18 protein-coding genes are annotated in these 12,972 nt (G+C 68.5%); 2 read left to right on the top strand and 16 right to left on the bottom strand.

The window, feature by feature from the left end:
* Positions 1-201 precede the first annotated feature (201 nt).
* Both BKN51_RS02655 and BKN51_RS02650 read left to right on the top strand, forming a co-directional pair.
* The gene (locus BKN51_RS02655; protein WP_101613013.1) at positions 202-585 is read left to right on the top strand and encodes an ArsR/SmtB family transcription factor; all 384 of its coding nucleotides are present in this window, start codon (positions 202-204) and stop codon (positions 583-585) included.
* 2 nt (positions 586-587) lie between these two features.
* Positions 588-1,001, top strand: coding sequence for a Fur family transcriptional regulator (locus BKN51_RS02650; RefSeq protein ID WP_101606092.1), 414 nt, complete (start codon positions 588-590; stop codon positions 999-1,001).
* A 78-nt stretch (positions 1,002-1,079) separates the two neighbouring features.
* Here the strand turns inward: BKN51_RS02650 and BKN51_RS02645 are convergent, their stop codons facing one another.
* The 16 genes from BKN51_RS02645 to BKN51_RS02570 form a co-directional block, all read right to left on the bottom strand.
* Positions 1,080-1,805, bottom strand: a complete 726-nt coding sequence (locus BKN51_RS02645) for a TIGR03943 family putative permease subunit (RefSeq protein ID WP_101606091.1) — start codon at positions 1,803-1,805, stop codon at positions 1,080-1,082.
* Positions 1,802-2,818 (bottom strand): permease, encoded by a 1,017-nt coding sequence (locus tag BKN51_RS02640; RefSeq protein WP_101606090.1) that lies wholly within the window; start codon positions 2,816-2,818, stop codon positions 1,802-1,804. Before BKN51_RS02640 ends, BKN51_RS02645 begins: the two co-directional genes overlap by 4 nt.
* A gap of 37 nt (positions 2,819-2,855) precedes the next feature.
* The gene (locus tag BKN51_RS02635; protein ID WP_101606089.1) at positions 2,856-3,278 is read right to left on the bottom strand and encodes a hypothetical protein; all 423 of its coding nucleotides are present in this window, start codon (positions 3,276-3,278) and stop codon (positions 2,856-2,858) included.
* Positions 3,275-4,096, bottom strand: coding sequence for an isoprenyl transferase (locus BKN51_RS02630; RefSeq protein ID WP_101606088.1), 822 nt, complete (start codon positions 4,094-4,096; stop codon positions 3,275-3,277). The genes BKN51_RS02635 and BKN51_RS02630 overlap by 4 nt, the downstream gene beginning before the upstream one ends.
* Before the next feature lie 39 nt (positions 4,097-4,135).
* Positions 4,136-4,897 carry a DNA repair protein RecO gene (gene recO, locus BKN51_RS02625; RefSeq protein ID WP_101606087.1) on the bottom strand — a complete coding sequence of 254 codons (762 nt, stop codon included), beginning with the start codon at positions 4,895-4,897 and terminating at the stop codon, positions 4,136-4,138.
* A gap of 49 nt (positions 4,898-4,946) precedes the next feature.
* Positions 4,947-5,387, bottom strand: a complete 441-nt coding sequence (locus BKN51_RS02620) for a CD225/dispanin family protein (protein WP_101606086.1) — start codon at positions 5,385-5,387, stop codon at positions 4,947-4,949.
* Between the two features lie 27 nt (positions 5,388-5,414).
* Positions 5,415-5,921: a CD225/dispanin family protein gene (locus tag BKN51_RS02615; protein WP_174720386.1), complete on the bottom strand. Its 507-nt coding sequence runs from the start codon at positions 5,919-5,921 to the stop codon at positions 5,415-5,417.
* Between the two features lie 55 nt (positions 5,922-5,976).
* Positions 5,977-7,182, bottom strand: a complete 1,206-nt coding sequence (locus BKN51_RS02610; protein ID WP_101606084.1) for an RDD family protein — start codon at positions 7,180-7,182, stop codon at positions 5,977-5,979.
* Between the two features lie 147 nt (positions 7,183-7,329).
* Entirely contained in the window at positions 7,330-7,782 is a 453-nt protein-coding gene (locus BKN51_RS02605) for a DUF2752 domain-containing protein (RefSeq protein ID WP_101606083.1), read from the bottom strand.
* Positions 7,779-8,129 carry a CD225/dispanin family protein gene (locus BKN51_RS02600; protein ID WP_101606082.1) on the bottom strand — a complete coding sequence of 117 codons (351 nt, stop codon included), beginning with the start codon at positions 8,127-8,129 and terminating at the stop codon, positions 7,779-7,781. Before BKN51_RS02600 ends, BKN51_RS02605 begins: the two co-directional genes overlap by 4 nt.
* A gap of 25 nt (positions 8,130-8,154) precedes the next feature.
* Positions 8,155-8,496 (bottom strand): CD225/dispanin family protein, encoded by a 342-nt coding sequence (locus BKN51_RS02595; protein WP_101606081.1) that lies wholly within the window; start codon positions 8,494-8,496, stop codon positions 8,155-8,157.
* A gap of 156 nt (positions 8,497-8,652) precedes the next feature.
* Entirely contained in the window at positions 8,653-9,552 is a 900-nt protein-coding gene (era, locus tag BKN51_RS02590; protein WP_101606080.1) for a GTPase Era, read from the bottom strand.
* Positions 9,552-9,878, bottom strand: coding sequence for a cytidine deaminase (locus BKN51_RS02585; RefSeq protein ID WP_101606079.1), 327 nt, complete (start codon positions 9,876-9,878; stop codon positions 9,552-9,554). The genes era and BKN51_RS02585 overlap by 1 nt, the downstream gene beginning before the upstream one ends.
* The gene (locus BKN51_RS02580; protein WP_101606078.1) at positions 9,871-11,223 is read right to left on the bottom strand and encodes a hemolysin family protein; all 1,353 of its coding nucleotides are present in this window, start codon (positions 11,221-11,223) and stop codon (positions 9,871-9,873) included. The genes BKN51_RS02585 and BKN51_RS02580 overlap by 8 nt, the downstream gene beginning before the upstream one ends.
* A gap of 2 nt (positions 11,224-11,225) precedes the next feature.
* On the bottom strand, positions 11,226-11,780 hold the full coding sequence (gene ybeY, locus BKN51_RS02575; protein WP_101606077.1) for an rRNA maturation RNase YbeY: 555 nt from the start codon (positions 11,778-11,780) through the stop codon (positions 11,226-11,228).
* Positions 11,777-12,880: a PhoH family protein gene (locus tag BKN51_RS02570; RefSeq protein ID WP_101606076.1), complete on the bottom strand. Its 1,104-nt coding sequence runs from the start codon at positions 12,878-12,880 to the stop codon at positions 11,777-11,779. Before BKN51_RS02570 ends, ybeY begins: the two co-directional genes overlap by 4 nt.
* Positions 12,881-12,972: the final 92 nt, after the last annotated feature.

The following is a 12,972-nucleotide window of genomic DNA, read 5'->3' as shown; positions in this document are numbered from 1 at the left end:
CCTCGCGACAACCTTGCACCGTTAGCGACCACATGCGAAGTGGAATGGTCATTTCTTTGCGAAGTCACCCGAAAGGAGCAGTAACGGCGCCGCCAAGTGGTCGACCGCTCGGCGAACAGACCACGCGGGACGGGAACACTAAGATGGGCTGGACTGTTACTGGCAATGACTTCGGAAATCATGATGAACTTGGAGGCGGCCATGGCTACGGTGACCCCGGACTCTGCCGCCCCGGGCTTCACGGAAGACCCCGGCCCGCATTCGACGGCCCGGCCCCCCGCCGAGCCCGCGGCCTCGGCCTCGGCCGCCGCCCTCGCGGACGCCGGCGACCTGCTCAGGGCGCTCGCCGCGCCCGTGCGCATCGCCATCGTCCTGCAGCTGCGTAACGCGGACAGGTGCGTACACGAACTTGTGGACACGCTCGATGTCGCGCAGCCGCTGATCAGCCAGCACCTCCGGGTGCTCAAGACGGCGGGCGTCGTACAGGGTGAGCGGCGCGGCCGTGAGGTGGTGTACCGACTGGTCGACGATCACCTTGCGCATATCGTGGTGGACGCCGTAGCCCACGTTCAGGAGGGGAAGTGAGCATGAGTCCCACGACGGCCAACAGTTCCGCGCCGGTACCGGGACGCCGGTCGACGAAACAGCGGGCCGCCGTGGTCGAGCTGCTCAAGGCGATCGACGACTTCCGTTCCGCCCAGGAACTGCACGACGAGCTGCGCAAACGCGGCGACGGTATCGGGCTCACCACGGTGTACCGGACCCTGCAGTCACTGTCGGAGGCCGGCGAGATCGACGTCCTGCGCACCGACACCGGCGAGGCCATCTACCGGCGCTGCTCGTCGCACCACCACCATCACCTGGTGTGCCGTCTCTGCGGCAGCACCGTCGAGGTGGAGGGGCCCGCGGTCGAACGCTGGGCCGAGAAGATCGCCTCGGAGCACGGCTTCTCCGACATCAGCCACACCGTGGAGATCGTCGGGACCTGCTCGAATCACTGACGCGCCCGTGCAATGAAGGGGACTTTCATTGCAAATTTTGCAATGAAAGTCCCCTTCATTGCACGCTGGCGCATCGGGTCAGTACTCGTAAGGGTCCTTCGGCGCCGGAACCTGCCGCACCGAAGTGAGCGTCAAGTCCGGCATGTAGCTGTTCTCCCGCACGGCCGTCCCCGGGACGACGACGCCGGTCACCTCCAGCCAGGTGTCGTTGCCGAACCCAGAAACGCCGTCGCCCACCAGCCGCACGGTGATCGGGAAGGCGTCGGCCGCGCAGCAGCCGATCACCAGCCTGGCCAGCATCGTGTTGCCTTCGTTGTGCACGACGAACCCGGACAGCCGCACCGTGCGCCCGTTCAGGGACCCGCTCTTGTCCCAGCCCGCGCGGCTGACGAACTCGTTGACCTCCAGCGGCACCACGTCGCCGGCGGGCAGGGGCGGGAAGGCGGCCGCGTTGCTCGCCGACGCGCTCTGCGGCGCCCTGGCCTCGGTCCTGGTCACCGAGTCGGCGCCCAGCGCGGGCGGCGCGACCAGGAAGACGGCCAGCACCGGCACCATCAGCAGCCAGGCCGAACGCGTGTTGTGGTCGTGCGCGTGGACATCCCCTGAGACAGCGGCGGCGGCCCGGGCGGCCAGCAGGTCGCGGACGATCGCGACCGCGCCCAGCGCGACCATCACCGCGCCGCCCGCGATGATCCACGGCTGCTGCGCGGGTTTGACGTAGCGCAGGTAGTCGCCGTTGACGGTGATCTTGAGCAGCGCCCCGCCGAGCAGGATCAGCAGGATGTTCTGGGTCTCGCGTTTCACGCGCCACCTCCGAGGATGAGCACGCCCGAGACCACGGCGCAGGACAGCGCGACGACGAACGTCACCGGCGCGAACCGCAGCGCGAAGGATTTGCCGAAGGTGCCGGTCTGCAAGGCGAACAGCTTGACGTCGATGGCCGGACCGACCACGAGGAACACCAGTTTCGGCAGCAGCGGCATCGCGGTCAGCGACGCGGCGACGAAGGCGTCCGCCTCACTGCACAGGGCCAGGACGACGGCGAGCACGGCCATCACCAGCACCCCGAGCACGATCTGCTCCCCCAGCACGCCGAACCACTTGGCGGGCACCAGCACGTTCATCGTGGCCGCGATCATCGCGCCGAGCACGAGGAAACCGCCCGCCTCGACCAGGTCCCCGCGCGCGGTCTCGGCGAAGGTCTTCCAGCGCGAACCGTGCTGGACCTCAGGCAGCCGACGCAGCGCCCGTTCCGCGATCCAGTCGAGCTTGCCCCACTTCGCCCACAGCCAGCCCATCACCATCGCCGTGGCGAGCGAACCGGCGAACCGGGCGAACACCATCTCCGGGTTCCCGGGGAACGCCACCGCCGTGGCGACCAGCACCACCGGGTTCACCGCGGGCGCGGCCAGCAGGAACGTCAGCGCGGCCGCGGGCGCGACGCCCTGCCCGATCAGCCGCCGCGCGACAGGCACCGACGCGCATTCACAGCCCGGCAGGGCGACCCCGGCCAGCCCCGCGACGCCGACCGCCGCACCGGCTCGCTGGGGAAGCACCTTCTCCAGCACCCGCGCGGGGACGAACGCCGCGATCGCGCCGCTGATCAGCACCCCGAGCACCAGGAACGGCAGCGCCTGCACGCACACCGCGACGAACACCGTCGAGCCGGTCCGCAGCGCGGGCACGTCGAAGACCTGCTGGAGCCAGCTCTGCCCGAGGATCGCGATCAGCAGGATCGCGCAGAGCACCTCGATCGAGGTGATCTTGAACCGCCGGGCCGGCTTCTTCTCCGGGGCGCTCCTGGAAATGGTTTCCATGCGCGAGATGATGCCAGGTGACCCTGTGTCCCGGCGGTCACTCCCCGGGAGCGGTGCCCAGCAGGTCGGTGCGCAGCTGCGAAGCGGTCGAGATGACCAGCATGAGCAGCGTCCCGAGCGGCGAGGACTCCATGCCCTCGGCCGGGAACGCGTACCTCAGCGTGATGTCGATGCCCTTTTCCGAGCGCACGACCCCGAGCGTCCCGAACAGGCCCTGCCCGGCGCGTTCCGCCGCCGAAACCGCGATCGCCGGGTCGTCCGGCAGATCCCAGGCGACCACGCAGGTCAGGCTCAGCACGGTCAGCCCTTCGGCCAGCCGGGTCGCCTGGATGACGCAGGGGACGTCCGCGTGAGAGAAGGTCAGCGCGCCGTCGTCGTCGACGTGGACTTCGAGGTAGCGCTCGAGCGCTTCCCGCGCGGAGGTGAGCAGGGCCGCCGTGTCCGCCGCTTCGGTGGTCATGAGGTTCCTTCCGAAGCCTTGTCGATGGCGCCGCCGAAGCGGCGGTCCCGTTTCGCGAACTCGAGGCACGCCCGCCACAGGTGGGTGCGGTCGAAGTCGGGGAAGAGCGTGTCCTGGTAGACCATCTCGGCGTAGGCCGACTGCCAGAGCAGGAAGTTCGACGTCCGCTGCTCCCCCGACGGCCGCAGGAACAGGTCCACGTCCGGCATGTCGGGCTGGTACAGGTACTTCCCGATGGTCTTCTCGGTGACCTTGTCCGGGTTCAGCTTCCCGTCGGCGACGTCCTGGGCGACCCGGCGCATGGCGTCGGCCAGTTCGGCACGGCCGCCGTAGTTGACGCACATGGTCATGTTCAGCGCCGTGTTGTCCTTGGTCTTCTCCTCGGCGACCTGCAGTTCCTTGATGACGCTCGCCCACAGCTTCGGACGGCGGCCCGCCCAGCGGATGCGGACGCCGATCGAGCCGAGGTAGTCGACCTGGCGGCGGATGGTGTCGCGGTTGAAGCCCATCAGGAAGCGGACCTCTTCCGGGCTCCGCTTCCAGTTCTCGGTGGAGAACGCGTACACCGACAGCCATTTGACGCCGAGTTCCACGGCACCGCTGGCGACGTCGATCATCACCGCTTCACCGCGTTTGTGGCCCTCGATCCGCGGCAGGCCCCGCTGGTTGGCCCAGCGGCCGTTGCCGTCCATCACCAGCGCCACATGCTTCGGGAGGAGTTCCCGGGGGATCTCCGGCGGCCGGGCACCGGACGGATGCGGCTCCGGCGCGCGAAGCTCGATTTGCGACGCCTTGTTCTCGCGTCCCCTGCGCAGCACCTTCGAGCCTCCTGATCGAGTGAACCTGTGCCTGCGACCCTACTGCGCCGGAGTGACGCCCTCCCGCGCACGCCTCTCCACCAGCGGCAGCGAGCGCAACTGGCGCTCCAGATGCCACTGCAGATGCGCCGCGACCAGGCCGGAAGCGTCCCGCCGCGGCACCGGCTGCGACGCTTCGGCCACCGGCCACTCCCCGTGCAGGAGCGCCGCGAGCAGGGTCAGGACCTCATGGGAGGGGTGGACACAGCCGGGAACCCGGCAATCCGGGCACATCGAACCGCCGGCGGACACGCTGAACGCCTTGTGCGGACCCGGCAGGCCGCACCGGGCGCATTCGGTGATCGCGGGCGCCCATCCCGCGTAGGCCATGGCCCGCAGGAAGAAGGCGTCGAGCACGAGGGAACTGTCCCGCTCGCCGCCCGCGAGTGCCCGAAGGGCGCCGACGACGAGCATGTAGAGCTTCAGCACCGGCTCGCCCTCTTCGGCGGAGAGCCGGTCCGCCGTTTCGGCGATGGCGCTCGCGGCGGTGTAGCGCTGGTAATCGGCCACCAGCGGCAGCGCGAAGGCGTCGACCGTCTCGACCTGGGTGATCACGTCGAGGGAGCGGCCGGTGTAGAACTGGACGTCGACGTGCCCGAACGGCTCCAACCGGGCCCCGAAGCGCGACGACGTCCGACGCACGCCTTTCGCGACCGCACGGACCTTGCCGTGCCGCCGCGTGAGCAGGGTGATGATCCGGTCGGCCTCACCCAGCTTGTGCGTCCGCAACACCACTCCGGTGTCGCGATAGAGGTTCACCACCCCGACATCGTCCCACCTGGGACCGACATCGGGGTGGTGCGCCCCGGAATCAGCAGTAGCTGCCGTAGCAGCTGTAGGTCGCCGTCGAAGCCGCGATGATCGAAAAGATGAAGATGACGATGCCGACGAGACAGCCGAGCCCGCCGATGATCGACGCGATCATGCACATCGTCTTCGTCGACCTCGACGCGTCCGCGGCGGCCGCGTAGTTGCCCTGCATCTTGTAGGTGTTGACCTCGTTGGACTTCATGATCGCGAAGATCGCGATGATCCAGCAGAGGAAGATGCAGCCGATCGCCCAGCCCTTGTAATCCTTGATGGCGTTGATGTCACCGCCGCCACCGGGCATGCCGCCCGGAGCGCCGTAGGGGGACGGCTGGCCGTACGGGGCCGGCTGGCCATAGGGAGAGGGCATGCCGCCGGACGGCGGGCCGTAGCCCGGCTGAGGCTGCTGGCCGTAGGGCTGCTGCTGGCCGTAAGGGTTGGTCATGTGAAGTGTTCCTCGTTGTTTTTCGGACTAGAACGACGCGGCGATCACGACGAAATAGAGAAGGGAGAACAGGCAGCCGACACCACCGATGATCGATGCGATCATGCACATGGTCTTCGTCGACCTCGACGCGTCCATGGCAGCGGCGTAGTTGCCCTGCATCTTGTAGGTGTTGACCTCGTTGGACTTCATGATCGCGAAGATCGCGATGATCCAGCAGAGGAAGATGCAGCCGATCGCCCAGCCCTTGTAGTCGGGGATCGAGTTGATGTCACCGCCGCCACCGGGCATGCCACCCGGGGCACCATAAGGCGCGGGCTGGCCGTAGGGCGAAGGCTGACCATAGGGAGCGGGCTGGCCGTACGGCATCGGGTTCGCCCCCGACGGCTGACCGTAGGGCGCGGGGGTGGCGCCGGAGGGCTGACCGTACGGCGCGGGCGTGGCGCCGGACGGAGGTCCGTATCCGGGCTGAGGCTGCTGGCCATAGGGCTGCTGCTGGCCGTAGCCAGGCTGCTGGCCGTACGGGTTCGTCATCGGGTTCCCCATTTGTGTCGTGCTTCCCGGCGGGTGGATCCCGCCGGTCGTTCCGTTACTGCTGCGGCGTTCCGGGCCCGTTCGGCCCGTCCGCCCCCGGCAGCTGCTGCCTCAGCTGCTCCGGCGTGATCTTCTGCGTCGGCTCGGCTTCGTCGAACCCGGACGGCGCCTGCTGAGACTGCTGACCGGGACGAAGCACCTGGGTGGGCTCGGCCTCGCCGAAAGCCGGTCCGGGCTGGGACTCCGGGGACGGTGCCGCGGTTCCCTGCGGCTGCTGACCGAACGGCTGGGACGGCTGAGAGGACTGCTGTCCGAACGGCTGCGCGGGCTGCTGACCGAACTGGCCCGGCTGCGGCTGCTGGGGCTGCTGGGGCTGCGCGCCGAACGGCTGCTGCGGCTGACCGAACGGCGAAGGCTGCGCGGGGAACGACTGCGACGGCGCGGGGAATCCCGGGCTCTGGCCGAACGGCGCCGACGCGGGCGCGGTGGCCTCGCCGGGGACGACGACGGTGCTGAGGATCTTGTCGGCGAACGTCTGCTTCTTCTGGTCCCACAGCGGCCAGAGGTAACCGAGGCCGCAGACCCAGCCGTCCAGGTTGTGGCACAGGTCCCGGACGAAGGCCATCAACGGGCCGATGGGCTGCCCGTCGGCCTCGCGGACGAGCTTGATCTTCAGGACCTTCTTGCCGAGGGACTGGCCCGTGTTCCCCATCTGGATCCACCGGTTGTAGATGGTCCAGCCGAGTCCCGCGAGGTAGCCGAGACCGGCGATGATCATGCCGACCGTGTAGGACCCCGTCGCGGAGATGATGGAACCGATGATCGGGAGCACGACGATCGGCCCGAAGTCGATGAGGGTCGCGCCCGCCCGCAGGCCCCAGTGGGCGTAGTCCTGCTGCGGACCGAACTGGGAGGCCTGACCGAACGGCGCCTGCTGGCCCGGCTGCGGCTGGCCGAAAGGAGACTGCTGCGGTTGCTGCCCGAACGGCGTCTGCTGCTGCGCGCCGAAAGGCTGCTGCGGCTGCTGCCCGAACGGAGACTGCTGTTGCTGGCCGAACGGCGAGGATTGCTGCTGCCCGAACGGGGACTGCTGATCACCCTGGGGAGGCTGCTGCCCGAACGGCGAAGGCTGCTCCCCCGACGACGGCTGTCCGAACGGCTGCTGCGGCTGCGGTGACTGCTGCTGCCCGTCCCCCGGCTGGGGCCCGGACCCGGGTGGCGGCTGCTGTCCCGGCGGCTGCTGGCCGTAGGGAGTGGTCATCGAAATCCCCTCGCTGGTTCCTCGCCCCTGGCGCACGGGGCCTCGTGCGGCGACCCGGGCTGAATGTACGGCATGGGTACACGCCGAGCAGACCGGTGCGCGGGAGCGTACTCGGTGCCACCGACGATCCGGGTCCCGGCCCGGCACTCACACGTGGAGCGAGGTGAACGGGGCGAAGGGCAGGTTACGGATGACGAACCAGACGACGAACACGACGCCGAACGCGAGCGGCGTCCAGCGCCAGTGCAGCCAGCTGTCCATCGTACGACCGCGGACCCTGCCGACCGCCCAGGCGACGGTGCTCCAGACGAGCAGCAGAACGACCACAAAGGACACCGCGTTGTAGTGCAGCGCGGCGGGGATGTCGCCGTGCAGCACGCTGTAGACCATGCGCATGCCACCGCAGCCTGGGCACGAGATGCCCAGCAGTGCCTTGGTGGGACAGACCGGAAGCGGCCCGCCGGGAGTGGTGGGATCGCCCAGCCAGAGGGCGACGCAGCCGAGACCGGCGCCGGCGGCGATGACCAGGGGCGGCCCCAGCGCGCGGGCCCGTGCTTTGAACCCGCGCGCCGGGAATCCCGTGTAGACGGACGTCGTCACGGCGTGAAGCTTCCCGCCGACGCTCCGATGATGATCATCACCACGACGAAGATGATGTACAACAGGAAGAGACCGCCGGTGGCGATCGCTCCCCACATCGACCACTTCTTCGCGTCGTCGGCGGCCTTCTGGGCTTCGGCGTGGAAGCCCTGCGACCACAACGTCTGCACCTGGCTCGACTTCACGATCGCCACGATACCCAGCGGCAGGCAGCACAACACCGTGCAGAGAATGGCCCACACCAGGTTGTTGTCCGGCGGCGGACCGTAGTTCGGCACGCCGCCGTAGTACGGCTGCTGCGGTGGAGGCCCGCCCGGAGGCGGGTAGTTCGGGTACTGGTCGGTCATGAGGTCTCCCCCTCGGTAGCCGCTATCAGCGGTAGTTGTTCATGTCGACCGAAGTCGAGAAGACGCCGAGAGCGACCACCAGGACGAAGTACAGGATGCCGAGGACGACACCGACGATCGCGGCGATGATGGCCCACTTCTTGGCGGCGTCGGCGGATTCCTGCGCGGCGGCGGGCTGCCCCTGCGCCCAGAGCGTGTTCACCTGGGTCGCCTTGATGATCGAGACGATTCCGAAGGGCAGGCAGCACAGGATCGTGGTGAGGATCCCCCACACCAGGTTGTTGTTGGGCGGCGGGCCGGGGTTGTTGAAGCCGCCACCGCCCTGAGGGTCGCCGGAGTAGTTGGGCAGGCCCTGGTTGTCGGTCATTTACCGCTTTCCCTTCACGAATGAGATGTGGAAATCGACCCGCGCGCCGCCGCCCGATCAGCGATCACCGGAGTCGAGGAGTGAGACTCTAAGGTCACCCGTCCGGTTCCACATCATCAACCGGTCTCCGCGACCGAATCGAGACATTCCGTTCAGTCAGAAGCCCAGTCGTCGCAACTGACGGGGGTCGCGCTGCCACTCTTTGGCGACCTTGATGTGCAGATCGAGGTAGACCTTCGTCCCGAGGAGTCCTTCGATCTGCTGCCGGGCGCGGGCGCCGACGTCCTTGAGACGCTCACCCTTGTGCCCGAGGATGATGCCCTTCTGGCTGGGTCGTTCCACATAGAGGAACGCGTGCACGTCGATCATGTCGTCCCTGCCCTCGTGCGGCAGCATTTCCTCGACGGTGACGGCGATCGAGTGCGGGAGTTCGTCCCGGACACCCTCCAGCGCGGCCTCACGGATCAGCTCGGCGACCAGGGTCTGCTCGGGCTCGTCGGTGAGTTCCCCGCCCGGGTACAGCTGCGGGCCTTCGGGAAGGTGGCGCACCAGCAGGTCCGCGATCGCGCCGACCTGGAAACCGTCCACAGCGGACACCGGGATGAGCTCGGCGAACTCCATGACCTCCTGCAGGGCGAGCAACTGCTCGGCGACCTGTTCGGGTTTCACGAGATCCGTCTTGGTGACGACACCGATCACCGGGGTGCGCTTGGCGATCTTCTTGAGTTCGGCGGCGATGAACCGGTCACCGGGACCGACCTTTTCGTTGGCGGGCACGCAAAGCCCGACAACGTCCACTTCGGACCATGTCGAGTGGACGATGTCGTTGAGCCGCTCGCCGAGCAGCGTCCTCGGCCGGTGCAGCCCCGGCGTGTCGATGATGACCAGCTGGGCGTCGTCACGGTGGACGATGCCGCGGATGGCGTGCCGGGTGGTCTGCGGTTTGCTGGAGGTGATCGCCACCTTGCTGCCGACGAGCGCGTTGGTCAGCGTGGATTTGCCCGCGTTGGGGCGCCCGACGAAACAGGCGAAACCGGAACGGTGCGGCTCGGCCATCAGTTCAGCACCTTGCCACTGGGATCGGCGAGATAAATGGGCGCCTTTTCGGCGATGTCGCGGACCGCGTGCACGGACGCCTCTTTGAGCAGGCCTTCCGCGGTGACCACGACGGCGGCCTCGATTCCTTCGGCTCCACTCGAAACGGCGGCGGCGACGGCGGCCTGCAGCGCGGTGAGCTTGAACGACGGCTGGTCGACCGTGCTCGCCGCGTAGGTGCGGCCGTCGGTGTCGCGCAGCGCGGCGCCTTCCTCGGCCTGGGTGCGGGCTCGCGCGGACCTGGCCAGGGTCACCAGCTTCTCGTCCTCGGCGTCCAGCTCAGGCATGTTCGACACTCCTGTCACTTTCATCGGGCTGCGGGACCCGGGTGCGGCGCCTGCCCTGGGCAGGGTCGGTCACCGCGGTCGCGTCGGCGGGATGGACGACCACCGTGGTGATCCGCATCCGCCCGCGCCGGTCCTTACCGCCTTCGGCGAACAGCCGAAGTCCGGCGACCTCGGCTTCGGCCCCCGGCAGCGGGACCCTACCCAGTCGCTCGGCGAGCAGCCCGCCCACGGTCTCCACGTCGTGGTCTTCGAGGTCGATCCCGAACAGTTCGCCCAGGTCGTCGATCGAGAGCCGGGACGAGACGCGGACCGCGCCGCTTTCGAGTTCCTCGACCTCGGGGCGTTCGTCGGTGTCGGATTCGTCGGTGATCTCACCGACGATCTCCTCGAGGACGTCCTCGATGGTGAGCAGGCCGGCGGTGCCGCCGTACTCGTCGACGGCGATCGCCATGTGGTTGTGCGAGACCTGCATCTCCTTGAGCAGATCGTCGAGCCGCTTCGAGTCCGGCACGAAGCTCGCCGGGTTCATCAGCTCCTCGACCACGCGCTGCGGACCGCCCTCGCCCATGTAGGCGGGCATGAGGTCCTTGATGTTGACCACGCCGACGATGTCGTCGACGGATTCGCCGATCACCGGCAGCCGGGTGAACCCGGTGCGCAGCGCCAGCGCGAGCGCCTGGCGCACGGTCTTGTCGTGCTCGATCCAGACGATCTCCGTGCGCGGCACCATCACCTCGCGCGCGACGGTGTCGCCGAGTTCGAACACCGAGTGGATCATTTCGCGTTCGGATTCCTCGACGACGCCGCGTTCCTGGGCGAGGTCGACCAGTTCACGCAGTTCGACTTCGGAGGTGAACGGGCCTTCGCGGAAGCCACGGCCGGGGGTGATGGCGTTACCGAGGACGATCAGCAGCCTGCTGAGCGGGCCGAGGATCGAACCGAGGACCCGGACCGGGCCCGCGACGACCAGGCCGATCCGGTACGGGTGCTGGCGGCCGAGGGTGCGCGGGCCGACGCCGATGAGCACGTAGCTCACCACGACCATCACGCCGGCGGCGACCACGATGGCGAGCCACAGCGGCTCGATCCAGCCGAGGATGTCGACGGTGACCAGCACGGTGGCCGTCAGCTCGCAGGTCATCCGCAGCAGCAGGATCAGGTTGATGTGGCGGCGGCGTTCGGCGATGACCAGCGCGAGCTGACGCGCGCCGGGGCGCCCGAGCCGGACGAGACCGTCGGCGCGGGCCTTGGAGACCGTGCTGACGGCCGCGTCGGCGGCCGCGAACACCCCGGCGAGCAGGATCAGCGCGATGGCGATGACCAGCAGCGCGGTCGGACTGCCCATGTCTAGGCGGGGGGTTCGTCGGCGGGCGCGGTGTCCAGACCGGCCGTGCCGAGGAGCCTGTCGTCCGCGGTGCGCTGCGCGTCGCGCCGGTCCACCGCGGCCACGGCCGCCTGGAACTCGCCGAGGATCCGCTTCTGCAGACCGAACATCTCGCGTTCTTCGGCGGGTTCGGCGTGGTCGTAGCCGAGCAGGTGCAGGACCCCGTGCGTGGTGAGCAGGTGCAGCTCGTCGATCAGCGCGTGCCCGGCGGTCTTGGCCTGGTCCTTCGCGAACGCCGGGCAGAGCACGATGTCACCGAGCAGTGCGGGTGAGGCGTCGGGCGCGTCGGGGCGGCGCGACGAGTCGAGCTCGTCCATCGGGAAGGCCATGACGTCGGTGGGACCCGGCAGGTCCATCCACCGCTCGTGCAGGTCTTCCATCACCTCGAGGGTGACGAGCAGGATGGACAGCTCGGCGAGCGGGCTGACCTCCATCTTGTCGAGCGCGAAGCGGGCGGCCGACACGATCGACGTCTCGTCGACGTTCACGCCCGATTCATTGGCGATCTCGATGCTCATGAACGGCGTTGCCCTTTCCAGCCGCTGCCCTGGCCCCGGTTGTTGCCCTGGTCCTGGCTGTCCTGCACTGCCTGCCACTTCTCGTACGCGTCGACGATGTCGCCGACGAGCTTGTGCCGCACGACGTCCTGGCTGGTGAGCTGGGCGAAGTGCAGGTCCTCGACGCCTTCGAGGATGTCCCGGACCACCCGCAGGCCGCTCTTCTGGCCGTTGGGGAGGTCGACCTGGGTGACGTCGCCGGTGACGACGATCTTGGCGCCGAACCCGAGCCGGGTGAGGAACATCTTCATCTGTTCCGGCGTGGTGTTCTGCGCCTCGTCGAGGATGATGAAGGCGTCGTTGAGGGTGCGGCCGCGCATGTACGCGAGCGGCGCGATCTCGATGGTGCCCGCCTGCATCAGCCGGGGGATCGACTCGGGCTCGACCATGTCGTGCAGCGCGTCGTAGAGAGGGCGCAGGTACGGGTCGATCTTCTCGTTGAGCGTGCCCGGCAGGTAACCGAGGCGCTCGCCCGCTTCGACCGCGGGCCGGGTCAGCACGATGCGGCTGACCTGCTTGGCCTGCAGGGCCTGGACGGCCTTGGCCATGGCGAGGTACGTCTTGCCGGTACCGGCGGGGCCGATGCCGAACACGATGGTGTGCTTGTCGATGGCGTCGACGTAGCGCTTCTGGTTGAGCGTCTTGGGCCGGATCGTCTTGCCGCGCCGGGAGATGATGTTCATGCTCAGCACTTCGGCCGGCGACTCGGAGTCACCGGTGGAGAGCATGCCGACGGTGCGGCGGACGGTGGCCGGATCGACCTGCTGGCCGCGGCCGGCGAGCGTCACGAGTTCGGCGAAGACACGCTCGGCGAAGGCGACGTCGGCGGGGGCGCCGGTCAGGGTGACCTCGTTGCCGCGGACGTGGACGTCGGCGGCGAGGAGTTCTTCGGCGACGCGGAGGTTTTCGTCCCTCGAGCCGAGCAGGCTGAGCGCGGCGGCGTCGGGGATGGGGAATCGGGACTGGGCCGCTTCGGTGACGGCGGCCTCGTCGGCCTTCGTCGCTGTGACGTCCGTTGTGACGTCGGGTCGGGCGGCTTCACCCGGTACGGTTCCGGCCACGTGGCCTCGGGCCTACTTCCTGCGCTTACGCTGCGATTTTCAACGACACTGACAAGGTCGATGCTACTGGTTGCGGGTGGCGGCACGCAGTC

Origin of the sequence: Amycolatopsis sp. BJA-103, from assembly GCF_002849735.1 — a bacterium.
In the GTDB taxonomy this organism is placed as follows: Bacteria; Actinomycetota; Actinomycetes; order Mycobacteriales; family Pseudonocardiaceae; genus Amycolatopsis.
The sequence above is the reverse complement of the archived record's forward strand: the minus strand, read 5'-3'. Positions and strand labels throughout refer to the sequence as shown.

Excerpts from the sequence above, each read along its gene's own strand:
- BKN51_RS02655 (WP_101613013.1), top strand. The coding sequence starts at position 202 with ATGGCTACGGTGACCCCGGACTCTGCCGCCCCGGGCTTCACGGAAGAC.
- BKN51_RS02650 (WP_101606092.1), top strand. The coding sequence starts at position 588 with ATGAGTCCCACGACGGCCAACAGTTCCGCGCCGGTACCGGGACGCCGG.
- BKN51_RS02640 (WP_101606090.1), bottom strand. The coding sequence starts at position 2,818 with ATGGAAACCATTTCCAGGAGCGCCCCGGAGAAGAAGCCGGCCCGGCGG.
- BKN51_RS02635 (WP_101606089.1), bottom strand. The coding sequence starts at position 3,278 with ATGACCACCGAAGCGGCGGACACGGCGGCCCTGCTCACCTCCGCGCGG.
- BKN51_RS02620 (WP_101606086.1), bottom strand. The coding sequence starts at position 5,387 with ATGACCAACCCTTACGGCCAGCAGCAGCCCTACGGCCAGCAGCCTCAG.
- BKN51_RS02615 (WP_174720386.1), bottom strand. The coding sequence starts at position 5,921 with ATGACGAACCCGTACGGCCAGCAGCCTGGCTACGGCCAGCAGCAGCCC.
- BKN51_RS02610 (WP_101606084.1), bottom strand. The coding sequence starts at position 7,182 with ATGACCACTCCCTACGGCCAGCAGCCGCCGGGACAGCAGCCGCCACCC.
- BKN51_RS02600 (WP_101606082.1), bottom strand. The coding sequence starts at position 8,129 with ATGACCGACCAGTACCCGAACTACCCGCCTCCGGGCGGGCCTCCACCG.
- BKN51_RS02595 (WP_101606081.1), bottom strand. The coding sequence starts at position 8,496 with ATGACCGACAACCAGGGCCTGCCCAACTACTCCGGCGACCCTCAGGGC.
- era (WP_101606080.1), bottom strand. The coding sequence starts at position 9,552 with ATGGCCGAGCCGCACCGTTCCGGTTTCGCCTGTTTCGTCGGGCGCCCC.
- BKN51_RS02585 (WP_101606079.1), bottom strand. The coding sequence starts at position 9,878 with ATGCCTGAGCTGGACGCCGAGGACGAGAAGCTGGTGACCCTGGCCAGG.
- BKN51_RS02580 (WP_101606078.1), bottom strand. The coding sequence starts at position 11,223 with ATGGGCAGTCCGACCGCGCTGCTGGTCATCGCCATCGCGCTGATCCTG.
- ybeY (WP_101606077.1), bottom strand. The coding sequence starts at position 11,780 with ATGAGCATCGAGATCGCCAATGAATCGGGCGTGAACGTCGACGAGACG.